General features: G+C 46.5%; 12 protein-coding genes and 2 pseudogenes. All 14 read left to right on the plus strand.

Annotated features, from left to right (window positions below; translation table 11 throughout):
* Positions 1-64: 64 nt before the first annotated feature.
* Positions 65-574, plus strand: a complete 510-nt coding sequence (tssB, locus tag BZG79_RS04040; protein ID WP_077461344.1) for a type VI secretion system contractile sheath small subunit — start codon at positions 65-67, stop codon at positions 572-574.
* 43 nt (positions 575-617) lie between these two features.
* Positions 618-2090, plus strand: coding sequence for a type VI secretion system contractile sheath large subunit (tssC, locus tag BZG79_RS04045; protein WP_077461343.1), 1473 nt, complete (start codon positions 618-620; stop codon positions 2088-2090).
* Between the two features lie 2 nt (positions 2091-2092).
* Positions 2093-2530 (plus strand): type VI secretion system baseplate subunit TssE, encoded by a 438-nt coding sequence (tssE, locus tag BZG79_RS04050; protein ID WP_025740375.1) that lies wholly within the window; start codon positions 2093-2095, stop codon positions 2528-2530.
* 5 nt (positions 2531-2535) lie between these two features.
* Positions 2536-4305, plus strand: a complete 1770-nt coding sequence (gene tssF / locus BZG79_RS04055) for a type VI secretion system baseplate subunit TssF (RefSeq protein ID WP_077773777.1) — start codon at positions 2536-2538, stop codon at positions 4303-4305.
* A gap of 11 nt (positions 4306-4316) precedes the next feature.
* Entirely contained in the window at positions 4317-5270 is a 954-nt protein-coding gene (gene tssG / locus BZG79_RS04060) for a type VI secretion system baseplate subunit TssG (RefSeq protein WP_236719535.1), read from the plus strand.
* Positions 5271-5272: 2 nt separating this feature from the next.
* Positions 5273-6745 (plus strand): type VI secretion system-associated FHA domain protein TagH, encoded by a 1473-nt coding sequence (gene tagH, locus BZG79_RS04065; protein WP_077773778.1) that lies wholly within the window; start codon positions 5273-5275, stop codon positions 6743-6745.
* A gap of 2 nt (positions 6746-6747) precedes the next feature.
* Positions 6748-7030, plus strand: a pseudogene (tssJ, locus tag BZG79_RS04070) (type VI secretion system lipoprotein TssJ).
* 5 nt (positions 7031-7035) lie between these two features.
* Positions 7036-8370, plus strand: coding sequence for a type VI secretion system baseplate subunit TssK (gene tssK / locus BZG79_RS04075; RefSeq protein ID WP_077773779.1), 1335 nt, complete (start codon positions 7036-7038; stop codon positions 8368-8370).
* A 2-nt stretch (positions 8371-8372) separates the two neighbouring features.
* Positions 8373-9140, plus strand: a complete 768-nt coding sequence (gene icmH, locus BZG79_RS04080) for a type IVB secretion system protein IcmH/DotU (protein ID WP_077773780.1) — start codon at positions 8373-8375, stop codon at positions 9138-9140.
* 38 nt (positions 9141-9178) lie between these two features.
* Positions 9179-11818, plus strand: coding sequence for a type VI secretion system ATPase TssH (gene tssH / locus BZG79_RS04085; RefSeq protein ID WP_077773781.1), 2640 nt, complete (start codon positions 9179-9181; stop codon positions 11816-11818).
* Between the two features lie 2 nt (positions 11819-11820).
* Positions 11821-13401, plus strand: coding sequence for a sigma 54-interacting transcriptional regulator (locus BZG79_RS04090; RefSeq protein WP_077773782.1), 1581 nt, complete (start codon positions 11821-11823; stop codon positions 13399-13401).
* Positions 13398-14072 (plus strand): type VI secretion system-associated protein VasI, encoded by a 675-nt coding sequence (vasI, locus tag BZG79_RS04095; protein WP_242414121.1) that lies wholly within the window; start codon positions 13398-13400, stop codon positions 14070-14072. The genes BZG79_RS04090 and vasI overlap by 4 nt, the downstream gene beginning before the upstream one ends.
* Positions 14073-14074: 2 nt before the next feature.
* Positions 14075-15100: pseudogene (gene tssA, locus BZG79_RS04100) on the plus strand (type VI secretion system protein TssA); the annotation flags it as partial.
* A gap of 76 nt (positions 15101-15176) precedes the next feature.
* Positions 15177-15872 (plus strand): type VI secretion protein IcmF/TssM N-terminal domain-containing protein (locus BZG79_RS04105; RefSeq protein ID WP_277918370.1); only part of this gene is annotated, 696 nt, incomplete at its 3' end.

The raw sequence follows: 15872 nt of genomic DNA on the forward strand, positions 1-15872 counted from the left end.
GTCCAGCGTGGCAGGATCATTCCTGGCTGTGCTGCCATTTTGGTGAAGGTATCGAGGGTTCAAAGTGTCCAAAGAAGGAAGCGTTGCGCCAAAAGAGCGCATAAATATCAAGTACGTACCTGCAACGGGTGACCAGCAAGCGGAAGTAGAGCTGCCACTTAAAACCTTGGTTGTTGGTGATTTTAAAGGTCACACTGAAGATACGCCGGTTGAAGAGCGTGCGACAGTATCAGTCGACAAAAACAATTTTGAAGATGTAATGCGTGAAAGTAATTTACATCTTTCCACCACTGTAAAAAATCAACTTACTGATGATAAAGACGCTGAACTGCCTGTTGAGCTGTCTTTTAAATCAATGAATGATTTTGCGCCTGACTCTGTTGCAGCTCAAGTTCCCGAGCTCAAAAAACTAATAGAGCTTCGTGAAGCCTTGGTTGCGTTAAAAGGTCCTCTTGGCAATATTCCAGCATTCCGTGATCGCTTACAGGAGCTGCTTAACTCTGAAGAGTCCCGTGAGAAGTTGCTTGCTGAGCTAAGTATTGTCAGTAGCGATGATGACGCTCCGAAAGAGTAATTGATTCAAACCAGTAGTAACTTAAGCCTTAGGAAATAGAAACATGTCTACAAGTGAATCAGTCGTAGAGTCTCCTGAAGTCAAGGAAGGTGGCTTACTTGACGAAATAATGGCGCAAACGCGTATTGAGCCTAGCGAAGAAGGCTATGATGTCGCAAAGAAAGGTGTCGCCGCCTTCATCGAAAACCTCGTTGGCAACGATCAAACCCAAGAGCCTGTTAACAAAGCACTTGTTGATCAAATGCTTGTTGAGCTTGACAAAAAGATCAGTGCTCAAATGGACGAAATATTGCACGACACGTCTTTCCAAGAAATGGAATCGGCATGGCGTGGACTTAAATTATTTGTCGATCGGACGGATTTTCGCGAGAACAACAAAGTTGACATCTTGCATGTGACCAAAGATGAGTTGCTAGATGACTTTGAGTTTGCGCCTGAAACAACGCAATCAGGTCTCTATAAGCACGTCTACTCATCAGGTTACGGTCAATTCGGTGGTGAGCCAACGGGTGCCATTATTGGTAACTATGCCTTCACCCCATCAACGCCAGATATGAAGTTGCTTCAATACATGGGTGCGCTAGGTGCGATGGCCCATGCGCCATTCATCTCAAGTGTTGGACCTGAATTTTTTGGTATTGAGTCGTTCGAAGAGCTGCCAAACATTAAAGATGTCAAGTCCATCTTTGAAAGCCCTAAATATACAAAGTGGCGCTCAATTCGTGAATCTGAAGATGCACGCTATTTGGGTCTGACTGCACCGCGCTTCTTGTTGCGTGTTCCGTACGATCCAACCGAAAATCCGATCAAATCTTTCGTGTATCACGAGAACGTTAGCCAAGCTCATGAACACTACCTTTGGGGGAACACCGCATTTGCATTTGCAACGCGTCTAACGGATAGCTTTGCTAAATATCGTTGGTGTCCAAATATTATTGGGCCACAAAGCGGTGGTGCAGTAGAAGACCTTCCGGTTCATGTTTATGAATCGATGGGCGCACTACAATCCAAAATCCCGACGGAAGTGTTGATCACTGACCGCAAAGAATTTGAGCTTGCCGAAGAGGGATTTATTGGCTTGACCATGCGTAAAGGTAGCGACAACGCTGCTTTCTTCTCTGCCAACTCAATCCAAAAACCGAAGGTGTTCCCAAACACCAAAGAAGGTAAAGAAGCGGAAACCAATTATAAGCTCGGTACACAGCTACCTTACATGATGATTATTAATCGCTTGGCGCATTACATCAAAGTGCTACAACGAGAGCAAATTGGTTCTTGGAAAGAACGTCAAGATCTGGAGCGAGAGTTGAATACTTGGCTCAAACAATATGTCGCTGACCAAGAAAACCCACCAGCAGATGTACGTAGTCGTCGACCACTTCGCGCTGCCAAGATTGAAGTGACTGACGTTGAGGGTAACCCTGGCTGGTATCAGGTGTCTTTGGCCGTTCGTCCTCATTTCAAATATATGGGCGCGAACTTTGAACTGTCTCTTGTTGGTAGGCTTGATCAGTAATCATGGCATACGTTGCGCTAGAAGACAGTGCATTTGGTGTCGGCTTCTTGGAGCGTCTTGAAGCCGGCGCTAAACCTGTATCTGTCACTCAGGGGCCGAGTAGCCCAGACGTGGTGAGATCGATCAAACGCAATATTGCCAATGTGCTGAATACACGTATTGGCGGGGCGCAAAGCTCTCCTGAACTCGGTCTGATTGATTTCAACGATGCGACACTCGAAAGCTTAGACTTATCGCTCAGAGTGAAACTCGCGATCAAAGACTGTTTAGAGAGATATGAACCGCGGCTAACAAATATCCTGGTGACATCAGACTTTGATCCGCATTCACCGTTAATGTTGCGGTTCAATATTGTTGCTACCGTCAACAGTGAAGCGCTGCACGAGAAAGTTCAACTTAGCTTGTTTTTAGACCAGAACCGCCAATATCGGGTGTTGTAAATCGCATGACGAAAGACAAGTATTTTCGAGAAGAACTCGCGTTCTTGAAAGAGCAAGGTAAAGCTTTTACTGAACTGCATCCCCAACTGGCTCGCTTCTTACACGGTCGACACACCGATCCTGATGTAGAGCGGTTACTAGAGGGATTTGCGTTCTTAACGGGCAAGTTGCGCGAAAAAGTGGATGATGACTTCCCAGAGTTAACTCACTCAATCATTAATATGCTTTGGCCCAATTATTTACGGCCAGTCCCTAGCATGTGTATTGCGCAATTCAAACCAGAAGAAAGTCTCAGTGAAAAGCAAACTGTGGTGAAAGGGACTGAGCTTGATAGTAAGTCTGCTATGGAAACTCAGTGTCGCTTTCAAACTTGCCGTGACGTTGATCTTTACCCGCTTTCTTGCTCCAGCGTTCATGCTGAACATACGCGCGAGGCGACGACAATACAGCTACAGATGACGCTCAGTGGTGATATGTCGGTACGAGATGCCAACATTAATAAACTGCGCTTTTATATTGGCGGAGACAAATATAGCGCGCAAATGCTCTATCTGTGGTTGAGTCATCATCTAGAGAAGGTAACTGTGCATGTTGATGGAACAGCATTTTCGTTACCACGTGATGCGTTTTCATCTGTTGGATTTAACGCCGGCGATGCTTTATTGCCATATCCGCAAAATGTTTATGATGGTTATCGTGTGCTGCAGGAGTATTTGTCATTTCCAGAGGCGTTTCACTTTGTTGACATCGGGGGGTTAGATAAAGCCATACCGAGTAATGTATATGGACAGTTTACGGTGCAGCTGCATCTCTCTAAAACCTTGCCATCGGATGTCAGAGTCAGACCTGAGAGTTTTCAGCTTTACTGCACACCCATTATTAACTTATTCAATCATGATGCAGACCCTATTGATTTAACGGGGAAAAACACTGAGTACAAGGTGATCCCGTCGAGTAATAAACCGGCTCACTATGAAGTGTTTAGTATTGATAGTGTCACTGGGCGACAAGACAAGATTATTGATGGCCAGCCTATTCGCGGTCAAAAGCGGACTTATACGCCATTTGAAAGCTTCCAGCATGAAGTTGAGCGCGTGCGTAACCGCGAGACACTCTATTACCGAGCGCGTGTCAAAGACAGTATTCGTGGTGATGGATTCGATTCTTTTATCTCTTTCATTCGAGGGGACGAATCGACATCCGTGGACGTCGATGAAGCTGTTTCGATTAAGCTGACTTGTACGAATAGACAGTTACCTTTGGAGTTAGGCGTCGGTGATATATCGTGTCCAACGGATAGCTCACCACCATTTGCAGAATTCGAGAATATCACCATTCCAACTCAATCACTCCGTCCTGTGCTAGATGGCAGTTTATTATGGATGTTGATTTCTAATTTATCGCTCAATTATTTGTCATTGTTATCCAAAGATGCACTTAGCTGTGTATTAAAAGCGTATGATTTCCGTGCGCTTGTCGATCGTCAAGCAGAGCGAGTAGGTAAGAAGCGGCTAAACGCGATTGAAAACATTCAATCAAAGCCAATGGATAAGCTATTGAGAGGAATGCCTGTCCGTGGCTTACAGTCGACGATTTATCTTAATCAAGACGGGTTTGGTTCTGAAGGCGATTTATATTTATTTGGAACGGTACTCAGCCACTTTTTCTCGTTGTATGCGAGCATTAATTCTTTTCATGAGCTCACCGTCATCAACACAACGAATAATGAGAGCTATACATGGCAGACGAGAGTCGGGAAGCAACCACTCATTTAGAAGAAACAGAAATGAGTACCGCTGATCTCGTAAAAGATGCGCGAGTGTATAGCTTCTTCCAATTAGTAGAGCTTTTGCAAAAGCATAAAGGGCTTAACCCAGAGGAAGAAGAATGGGAGCGCGAGTGCCAGTTAGTGTTTAGTGCAAATCCGAGTCTTGGGTTTGCTGCATCAGATATAGCATCGCTGGATCAAGTGAATGATCACACAGTGATGCTTACGAACTTTTTAGGACTTGCGGGCTCACAATCGCCACTGCCGGCATTCATTACAGAGCAACTGCTACATGAAGAGCCAGGAGGAATTAAAAGACCCTTCTTGGACTTTTTTAATAACCGATTGATCGCATTGGTCTATCGCATATGGCGCAAATACCGCTATTACGTCAGGTTTCAGCCAGGTGCGGAAGATCAGTTTTCGGCACAGTTATTCGCGCTTGTTGGGCTGGGTGATCCCCAGTTAAGAGGGGACACCCCGATAAACTGGTGCAAAATGTTGGCTTATGCCGGGACGTTAGCGGGGCGAAGCCGATCACCGACAGTGGTTGCTGGCATCATCGCGCACTGTTTTGATCTTGAACATGTAGAGATCCGCCAATGGGTAACGCGCAAGGTAAAGATTGCGAAAGAGCAACAGATGTCTCTTGGCTGTATGAATGGTCGCCTTGGTGAAGACACTGTGATTGGAGAGTCGGTTTTTGATTGCAATGGAAAGTTCGTTATTTGTATCAAAGATCTGACACGAGAGCGTTTTAATGATTTTTTACCGGTCGGTAAAGAGTATCAGCCTTTGTGTAAGTTAGTTGAATTTATTCTGCGTGAGCAGATGGCATTTGATTTGGAGTTGTCGATGACAGATGAAGAAACACCTGCTCTTCAGCTGGGGCAACACATAGCGCTGGGATGGACATCTTTCCTTGGCGAAGAGCTGCAAGATAAGCGTGTATTAATTCAGGTAAGGCAATAACGATGGTCTCACAACATCAAAACGGCATAACACTCGTAGTCGCAAACGCGCAAACCTTAGAATCTGGTTTGTCGGCACAGATTCGTTTTGTGGAATCTGGTGGCACCATTGGCGCATCGCCCGCAGTGCATTGGCGATTAAAAGATCGTTTAGGACGCGTGCATGATTTGCATTGTGAGATCTTAATGGTGGATGGTGCTTTTTGTGTGCGTGATGAGTGTGGACAGACCTTTGTTAACGGTACCGATATGCCGCTTGGTAAAGGGCAATTAGCACGTTTAGCACATAAAGATGAAATGCAAATTGGCCCATATGAGATACGCGTGTTAACCGGAAAAAACGAAGAGGTTGACGCTGGACATATTGATACGCTTTTTGATTCTAACCACACAGATTTGTTAGCGAATGGTCATGAACCAGTCGATGACGAGCCCGAGCTTGAAGATGTATCAGCGCCTATTGATCCCTTGGCCGAGCTAGAGGCATCGACACATATCCAAGGATCAAACTGGTTATTGGATGGTGAACCAGCCGAGCAGATCAGTGAAACGGGTAATCTGATTTCAAAGAAAAACTTGGTTGAAAAGCAACCTTCGTTTACGCCTCAGGCCGACAGCGAAGATGTCATGTCTGCCTCTGTGCGATTGAAGCGTATTTTTGGATTCGGTCAGAAAAAAAACCAGGCCACCAGTAACAAGTCAGATCAACAAGTATTGGATGCACAGCCAGCGAATATGGCATCACATACTCCTTCCAAGCCGATAGAAAATGAGATGAAGCCAATGGACGAAAAAGAGCTAGGACTTCTCGAGCAAGAAGTGGCCAAGAGTTTGCAAAATGAATCATCGCCTACGCCGTCAAATAACCATGGTGGACACGGGCAACACTTATTAACGGGTCCAATGCTAGAAGGGCTTGGTGTTCGTATAACGAATGAACAAGATGTTCAACGGATGCATTTCCTGTCACAAGAAATGGGTCAATCGTTACAAGCGTGTTTAAAAGGCTTGCTAGCACTGCACGAACAAGCTGCAGACGGACGATTTGGGACGATGAACCGTAATCTTCAACCTATTGAAGATAACCCGTTACGTCTTGGTCTTTCTTACCAAGATACGGTTCGCACTATGTATGACGCGGATAAAAGCTTAGTTCATTTGTCTGCGCCTGCAGCCATTGCTGAGAGCTTAAAAAATGTAAGAGATCATAATGAAGCAACGCAGGATGCGATTTCAGAAGCATTAGATCAAATATTAAACGCGTTTTCACCGGAAGTGCTGTTACGTCGTTTTCAACATTGTCGACGCAATACGGACGCACATGAAGATGGTGAGTCGGCTTGGGCGTGGGAAATGTATTGTAATTATTACAAAGAGCTTACATCTAACCGTCAACAAGGCTTCGCTAAACTCTTTTGGGAAATATTTGAGCAGGTCTATGACAAACGTATTCGCGAAAAACAACAGGAGGGCTAATCATGCTTAAAAAGTTAGGCGTGCTTTGCGCAATCATACTATTGACAGCCTGTAGTTCTTCAGATGAATACAAGCCTGAAGAACAACCCACGACTGCGACGTTTAGTTTAGTCAGTGACAGTGGTGTAAATCCGAATATAGCAGGAGACCCAGCACCTATCGAGGTACAAGTCTTTGAACTCGAAGATGATTCGATGTTCATGTCTGCGGGATTTGATCAATCGCAAGTATCATTTGTTGATGCTATTTCAAGATTATGACGTGAAATTAGAAAAGGTAGAATAAAGGTAATGTTTGCACGTAATCGCGTGATATGGAGCGAAGGGCTCTTTATTAAGCCTCAGCATTTCCAGCAGCATCAGCGCTACAGTGAGTATTTATTGGAAGAGCGGTTAACGTCCGTCAGTAAATATTTATATGGCATTGCTGAGCTGTCACTAAATCCGGAATACCTAGCGTTTGGACGTATTGCCATCGAGCGAGCAGTCGGTGTCATGCCAGATGGAACGGCGTTTCGTATCCCACAAGAAGACGTAATGCCTGAAGCGTTAGAAATCGAAGACGGATCGCTTTCAAATCAGTTGATTTACCTTGCTATACCGTTGCGCAGTGAATCGATTATGGAAGTGAACTGGCCTGATGAAAAAGGGTCAGGGCGCTATGAAAGCCGTCGTATCGATGTACGAGATGTACAGAGTGTGCAAGGTGACACAACCACGCTTGATGTATCACCGATTCAGTTGCAATTGATGCTAGAAAAAGAGGATCGCAGTGCCTATGCCTCTATTCCTATTGCWCGGATTTCAGAAAAGCGACCTGACGGCAGTGTTGTCCTTGATGCTAATTTTATTCCGTGCCATTTCAATGTTGCTGGTAATGCGACCTTGCACCGTTTTATCAATGAAATGTCTGGTTTGATGCAAGAGCGCGCAAAAAATATCGCTCAACGTATTAGTTCTCCTTCTCAGGGCGGTGTGGCTGATGTCTCTGATTTTATGCTTTTACATTCGTTGAACCGTCTGTATCCGCAGATGAAGCACCTTGCTTCTTTAGGCAGTCTGCACCCAGAACGTTTGTATGAATGCTTGTCGTCAATTTGTGGCGAGCTAGCAACGTTCACGGATGAAAGCCGCCTGGCACCGTCAATGCCAGCTTATAACCACGATATGCCGGGTGATGCATTTTGGCCTGTTATCCGCTATTTGCGCCAGAGCCTCAGTGTGGTACTGGAGCCTCGAGCCGTCTCTATTCAGCTAGATAAGCGCAACTACGGCCTGATGGTCGCGCCGGTTCAAGACCCGCAATTGATGGAGTCGGCAGAGTTTATCGTTGCAGTTAAAGCACGTATGCCATTGGATGAGTTACGGCGATTGTTCACTCAGCAAACCAAAGTCTCTTCGGTTGAGAAAATTCGCGAGCTTATTTCACTTCAGCTGCCTGGTATTCCGCTAATTTCGCTACCTGTGGCGCCTCGCCAGTTGCCGWACCATGCCGGCTATACCTACTACCAATTGGACAAAGAGAGTGCGGCGTGGTCGATGCTCACGAACTCTAGTGGCTTTGCATTCCATGTCGCCGCCGCATTTGATGATCTTGATATTCAATTCTGGGCAATAAGAGATTGATTATGGCAGCCACTGACGAAAGTGTCTTTAAAGACCTCCTACATGATAACGTTGAAAAAATAGACAGTGACCAAGATTACTGGTTTCAACTACGTGGCCACAATGCTAATGCGTTGGTGGATGCGGCAACCCCTCTATTCGGGTTAGCGTTGCGAGTACGTTCATTATCCAGTTGCGAGAATATTGAGCAAATCTACCACCAAACGATCGAGGAAATAAAAGCGATCGAAATAGAGCTATCAGAGCAAGGTTATGAACATGCAATGCTGATGGCATATCGCTATATATTGTGTACGTTTCTTGATGAAGCGGTCATGGGTACCCCATGGGGAGCTAACACCTGCTGGGCTGAGCATTCAATGTTATCTCGTTTCCACAATGAAACATGGGGAGGTGAGAAAGTATTTACCATTCTAGGTCGTTTGGAAAACGAGCCCGAGAGGTATCGACCATTACTCGTGTTTATTTATTACTGCTTGTGCTTGGGCTTTGAAGGGAAATATCGAGTGATTGATGGGGGGTATGCGCAGCGAGAAAAAGTCATTAAAAGGCTACATGACCAACTATTAGATGATGAAAAGCAACCCAAACAACTGAGTGAGGGGAGTGACCATGTTGTTAACACTCGGTATGCACTCAGCCGCCAGGTACCGCTTTGGTCTATTTTTGTCGGATTTCTCGTCTTGTGGGCGGGTATCTTCGCTGGCTATTCATACTTTTTACATGAAAAGTCTGAAAATGTACTCAGTCAACTGAATCAGTTGCTGTGACCCGAACAACATTATATTGATTAGAATTAGGTGTCCCTGTGATTCGAATTGAATTGTCCACGCTCATCGCTAAATTGAATGCGCCAAGCAAATTAGCGCTCGAGCAAGCCGCCTCATTATGTATTGAGCGTCATCATCCTGAAGTCTTAGTTGAGCACTTCCTAGAGATCTTGCTAGATAATCCTTTGTCTGACGTTCGACTCATTACCAAGCAAGCAAATATCGACACTGAGTCGCTTAAGCAAGCGCTCGCAGGTAATTACGAGCGAGATAACACGCTTGATACCTACCCAGCGTTCTCGCCGCTGTTGGTTGAAGTACTGCAAGAAGCATGGTTGCTATCAACCACAGAGCTAAACCAATCAGAATTGCGTTCGGGAAGCGTCTTTTTTGCGGTATTAAATCGCGCCGACCGCTACTTGTCGCGTTCGGCATCCAAGTTATTAGCAGGCATTAATCGCGAGAGCTTGAAAACGCATTTTGACGCTATTGTCGCGGACTCTGCTGAAACTGCCGTGGAAAGTGACCAGAAAAAAGGGCCAAAAGCGCCATCAATGGACGGCAGCGAGTCACCGCTTTATAAGTATTGCTCCAACATCACCGCACAAGCCAAAAATAGTGAATTGGATCCAGTGCTTTGTCGCGAAGAAGAGCTCAACTTAATGGTTGATATTCTTTGTCGCCGTCGTAAAAACAACCCAATTGTTGTCGGTGATGCGGGAGTAGGCAAAAGCGCCATGGTGGAAGGGTTGGCCTTGCGCATTGCGGCCGGTAATGTCCCAGAGCGCCTACAAAACGTTGAGCTATTCTGCCTTGATCTTGGTTTGCTTCAAGCGGGTGCTTCTGTCAAAGGTGAGTTTGAGAAGCGCTTGAAAGGTGTCATTGATGGCATTAAGAGCGCGCCGAACCCCATTATTCTGTTTATTGATGAGGCTCATACTCTCATTGGCTCAGGAAACCAGGAAGGGGGCAGTGATGCCGCCAACCTGCTCAAACCCGCCTTAGCGCGTGGCGAGCTGAGCACGATCGCAGCAACCACCTGGAAAGAATACAAAAAGTATTTCGAAAAAGATCCTGCTCTGACGCGTCGTTTTCAGCTTGTTAAGCTTGAAGAGCCTTCTGTGAACCAAGCCGTTGATATAATGCGGGGGCTTGGCAGTGTGTATGAAAAAGCCCATGGTGTATTGATTGCCGATGATGCCTTAAAAGCGGCGGCGGAACTGTCTGCTCGCTATTTATCTGGGCGTCAGTTGCCTGATAAAGCGATCGATGTACTCGACACTGCCTGTGCACGGATTGCCATTAACTTAACGACTCCTCCTAAACGTCTCGCGTTACTTGAAACACTCTGTCATCAACGCCAGCAAGAAATAGAGATGCTGAAGCGAGCCCAATATATTGGCCAAGCCGTTGATCAAGCTCGTTTAGATGAGCTTGAGACACAAGAGCAAGCGGACGAAGCTGAAAAGCATGCACTGCAAGCACGCTGGGGGGAGCAGCGTTTGTTGGTTGAGGAAATCATTGATCTACGCGCGACACTGTTAAATCCGCCACTATCAGCCGAACTTGATGAGGGTCAAGTTGATGAAGCGTCACAAGAGCAAGACCGTGAAGCGTTAGCAAAGACATTGGCTGACAAATACGATGCACTTAACGCTATTCCGCATGATCAGCGGTTGATGCATCCACACGTTGATGCTGAGCAGGTAGCAGAAGTGATTTCTGATTGGACAGGCRTGCCTATCGATCAAATGAACAGCGACGAGCTCTACAAAATCACCAATCTGACAAGGTTACTGGGAAATGCGATTAAAGGGCAAGACATTGCTATCGAACGCATACATCGGCACTTACTGACTGCGCGTGCGGATTTGCGGCGCTCTGGACGGCCCAAAGGCGCATTTTTACTTGTAGGACCAAGCGGCGTCGGTAAAACAGAAACCGTGGTGCAATTAGCCCAGCAACTCTATGGTGGTAAACAATTTTTAACCACGATCAACATGTCAGAGTACCAAGAAAAACACACGGTCTCACGTCTTATTGGTTCGCCCCCAGGTTATGTTGGATATGGCGAAGGCGGTGTACTAACCGAAGCAATCCGCAAGATGCCATATTCTGTGGTGCTTCTTGACGAGGTTGAAAAAGCCCATCCAGAAGTGCTCAACATCTTCTATCAAGCTTTCGACAAAGGGGAGCTAGCGGACGGTGAAGGGCGCATGATTGACTGTCAGAACACAGTCTTCTTCCTGACGTCTAACTTGGGCTATCAAACGATTGTTGACTATGCACACGACAAAGCCAACATTGATGATGCGTTATATCCTGAGCTTGCCGCATTCTTTAAACCTGCCTTGCTGGCACGGATGGAGGTTGTGCCTTATGTCCCACTAGAACGTGACGTGTTGGCGGAGATCGTACGCGGCAAATTAGCGCACCTGGAAGCGACTTTTGCTCAGCGCTATGGCGCAACCGTTGATATTGACGACAGCCTAATTGACGAGATTTTGAAGCGCGCGACGCGGAGCGAAAATGGCGCTCGTATGCTTGAGGCGATTATTGAAGGACAGTTATTGCCACCCGTCTCACTCGAATTATTAAACAAGCTGGCCGACAAAGCGGCGATCACGCACGTTCGTCTACTGGCAGATAATGGCGAGTTTAAGGGTGAGGTAGAATAAGAATGCATAACTGGCTAGCTTATGTTACTGACTTAGCTCGGGAAAGGCGAACAACTGACTTGCAGTCTCGCTTTATCCAGATTTTGGTCAGCGAGCTCAAGCTGCGCAAAGGAATGCTGCTGGTCCCGAGTTGTGATGGCAGGCAGCTTGTCTGCCATTCCAGCGGGGAGTCTTGGTCTGTCACCGACTTTGACACGCCATTTGCACACGTGTTGCAAAATGCGACGACTAAGCATTTAGTGGCAGAAGACATTGCTTATTGGCAGTCGAATCGAGCCTTTTCAAAGGCTATTGGCGATCTTGGCTTATTTGAAGCCGTCTCTATTCGACCGTTAATTCGCCATGATAGACATGTAAAACTCTTGCTTTGTCTTATCGGCGATGACCAAACGCTATCTAGCCTTTGGAATGATGCGTCGTTTTTACAGGTGTTGGATGTGTTTGAACATCAATGGTCACTGCTCAATGAAATGGAAGGAGAGGAAAGCAATCGTCGTGCGTTAAAAGCCTCTTTGACTGACATTGAAAAGCAAACACGGCAGCAAGAAAGGGCGGCGAGCCTATCCTCCACCCTGATTGGAGACAGTACTTTAATGAGAAGACTGCGTGAGCAAATTGCTAATGCGGCTTCCTCACAATTATCTGTACTGGTTCAAGGCGAGACAGGAAGTGGTAAAGAACTTGTCGCGCGTGCCGTTCATGATTTATCACCGCGCCGACACCAGCCATTTATTCCGATCAACTGTGCTGCTATTCCTGAACATTTGCTAGAAAGTGAGCTATTTGGTTATGAAAAGGGTGCATTCTCAGGTGCGAACATAGATAAAGAGGGCCTGATTGCTCAAGCAAATGGCGGAACACTGTTTCTTGATGAAATTGGTGATATGCCGATGAGTTTGCAAGCTAAATTACTGCGTGTGCTTGAATTAGGGACGTTTCGCCCCGTCGGAGGAAGCCGAGAGCGTCAATCTGACTTTCGGTTGGTGTCCGCGACACATGTGCACCTGCTGGACAATGTAAAAACAGGCTCTTTCCGTCAAGATCTATACTATCGTTTGCTCCAATATCCGATTCATGTGCCATCGCTTGCTCAGCGCAAAGAAGATGTGCGTCAGCTGAGTTATCACTTTCTTGATAGGTTCAATCATCAACACGGCACCCGTGTAGGAGAGCTGCAGCCTGACGCGCTCGATATGCTCTTGAGTTATAGCTTTCCAGGTAATGTACGAGAATTAAAACACCTTATTGAATACGCATGTGCTCAAACGCCTGATCGTGAATCTATCAGCATTGCGACCTTTAGTGGGCGTATCAGTAACGGGCAACCTGTATCAGGCTCCTCAAACGTTCAGTCGATGCCTATAGGCTATACCAATGGCGCGTCGACGGCTGATAGCGTGTTAAATATTGATGCAGCTTCCATCGCCGATCTAAAACAAGCGTTGCACGACTTTGAGCAACGGATCATCACTGATCGCTTGTCTCAATTTGATGGCGATAAAAGTAAAGCTGCCGATAGTTTGGGCATTCCTCGTCGAACCCTAACCTATAAGTGCCGAAAACTAGAGATAAAAGCCCCATGAATAACCCAAACTATTGTGCACTAGCCGGGGTCATGCTGGTGTCAATCTTGGCACCGTCCGCGGTGACTGGCGCACCTGCTTCCGTTCAAAAGCAAGTTGAGCAAGCCAAACAATGCCGCGCGGTGACGTCACGATTAGATCGTCTCGCCTGTTTTGATCGTGTATTTAATACCCAAGTTTCATCGTCTGAACCTGCAGATAATCACTTAGAAATGCCGTTACAGTGGCGTAGAGCAACACAAGCGGCACAAGACAGTGCGCCAAAAACATGGTCATTGAATCAAAAGGGTGAGGGACGAGGAAGTAGCGCATGGATTACGTTACAGGCGAGTAACATTAACACCGCTTTTCGAGGCAGCGAACAGCCGTTATTGATGCTTAGCTGTATCGATAACTTAAGCCGAGTGGAGTTGATGCTACCGGAGCCGATTGATGATGGTCGGGTCAAACTAACGTTCCCAAGTACTCAGACCCAGTATTGGCGAAATGATGACTCAGGTGTTGTGCTCTCGTCCTCTCGTGGTCTACCTGCAATCCGTCTAATGAAGACATTAGCGCAGGATGAAAGCTTAACCATTCGCTCTAATTCTCAGTACGTTGATGGGCTGACATTTGATACCCAGCCATTAAGTAATGCACTGGGCGCTCTTCGTTCTCGTTGTGGTTGGTAAATATGGAACTGAAAGAATATAAACGCAGCATTTCACAGCCAATCCCGGGAAATAGCGCAGTCGGTGAGCGTTTAGTCGATGATCCTTTGTTTGATTTCGTTGAAGATCAAATGATGAAAGTTGGCTCTCTCTCCCATGCTGATGTTCAGTGGGACGAGGTGGAGCACAGCGTTGTTAAGTTGTTAGCAGAAAAGAGCAAAGACATTAAATTGCTGACTTACCTGCTGCAGTGTCTACATCACCAAGCGTCTCCGGCTCGCTTTATCCTCTCGTTTGAGTTGATGGCATCATTTATGTCTCAGTATTGGGAAGACAGCTTCCCAGCACCGGGTAAGCGTGGAAATCTGCCTCGTCGAAAGTTCTTTAGTCAAATGGCACAGCGATTTTCGATGGCGATAGATAAAACGGACTTTGGCCAGTTTGATGCGCAAGATCGTGAGTCATTGACGAAGGCGATCGCCGAATGGGAAAAGGCAGTTGAAGAGAAAGGCCTGACCAATGACGTCGTCAGTAGTGTCGTCGTGAATGTGCGAGCCGAACTGCGAAAGGCGGAAGAGCGTCAGCGTGCTAACCAAACCGCGAAAGAAACACCGCAAGCCTCGGCGCGAACCGCAACGACAACAGCGACATCCTCTGGCTTAGATGTTGATCACTCCAGCGACAAAGCAACCAAGCAAACGTTACTAAAAGTCGCCTCTTTTTTGGCGGAACAAGATGACGGTATGGCACTCGCGATCCGCCTTCGTCGCTACGCGGTTTGGTACAGCATTACCGCCTTACCCGATCATAAAACCGGCGGCGAGACGCAATTGCGAGGGATGCAACAAGATCGAGTGAAAGACTATCAAGATAAAATGCGGCATCCCGATTTGGCATTATGGCGGCAAGTTGAGCAAAGCCTCACTATGGCACCTTACTGGTTTGAAGGGCACTTAATGAGTTACTCCATTGCTCAAAAATTGGGTCACCAAAGTTGGTGTGACGCGATTCAGTCAGAAGTCAGTCAGTTTCTAGAGCGGCTTCGCAGTACAACGTCAGAGTGATTAAGGGCGAAAATTCATGTGGAAAAACATTTTTAAAATAGCGAAAAAGCTTAAGCCTGGCATGGTCGCAGCTTTTCCTATTTTATTAGCAGCGATTTTTATTCTTGTTAATGTCGCCATTTGGTGGGCAGGCCCTTGGTTGACGATGGGCGAGAAAAAACCATTAGCATCCGTGATGGCACGCGCTGTTTGTAGTGGTTTTATAACGCTTGGCGCTTTAGCGATTTGGGGCATATGGCAATGGCGAAAGCTACAAAGCTTCCAAGCAGAGCAAGCGCACACTGAACGATTGCGTGAAGACCCCATTCAGATATACGAAGAGCGCCAAGAGAAAGAGCTGAATCAGGTTGTTGCAAATATGAAGCAAAACTTGAACAAGCGGAATCATCTCTATGCACTCCCTTGGTATCTTGTTCTCGGGCTTGAAAATGCGGGGAAAACTAGCCTAATTAATCGTTCGGGGCAGAACTTTGTTTTCTCTTCAGTTATGCGCGCATCGGGCAAAAAGAGTGAGAATCCATACTCATTTGACTGGTGGATCGGTGACGAATCGGTTGTTATCGACCCAGATGGTGAGTTGCTGACACAAGGACATAAGGACGAAAATAATGATGGTGAGCTTGAGCGTCGTTTGTGGTCGCACTTTGTTCAGTGGCTGGAGCAGACCCGTAGCCGCCGTCCGCTGAATGGGATTGTATTAACCCTTGATGCGTCACACCTTGCCACGGCCACGGCATCAGAACGCAAAGCGTATGCC

This window comes from Salinivibrio sp. MA427 (genome assembly GCF_001996115.1).
Lineage (GTDB): Bacteria > Pseudomonadota > Gammaproteobacteria > Enterobacterales > Vibrionaceae > Salinivibrio > Salinivibrio costicola.

Excerpts from the sequence above, each read along its gene's own strand:
- tssC (WP_077461343.1), top strand. The coding sequence starts at position 618 with ATGTCTACAAGTGAATCAGTCGTAGAGTCTCCTGAAGTCAAGGAAGGT.
- tssE (WP_025740375.1), top strand. The coding sequence starts at position 2,093 with ATGGCATACGTTGCGCTAGAAGACAGTGCATTTGGTGTCGGCTTCTTG.
- tssF (WP_077773777.1), top strand. The coding sequence starts at position 2,536 with ATGACGAAAGACAAGTATTTTCGAGAAGAACTCGCGTTCTTGAAAGAG.
- tssG (WP_236719535.1), top strand. The coding sequence starts at position 4,317 with ATGAGTACCGCTGATCTCGTAAAAGATGCGCGAGTGTATAGCTTCTTC.
- tagH (WP_077773778.1), top strand. The coding sequence starts at position 5,273 with ATGGTCTCACAACATCAAAACGGCATAACACTCGTAGTCGCAAACGCG.
- icmH (WP_077773780.1), top strand. The coding sequence starts at position 8,373 with ATGGCAGCCACTGACGAAAGTGTCTTTAAAGACCTCCTACATGATAAC.
- BZG79_RS04090 (WP_077773782.1), top strand. The coding sequence starts at position 11,821 with ATGCATAACTGGCTAGCTTATGTTACTGACTTAGCTCGGGAAAGGCGA.
- vasI (WP_242414121.1), top strand. The coding sequence starts at position 13,398 with ATGAATAACCCAAACTATTGTGCACTAGCCGGGGTCATGCTGGTGTCA.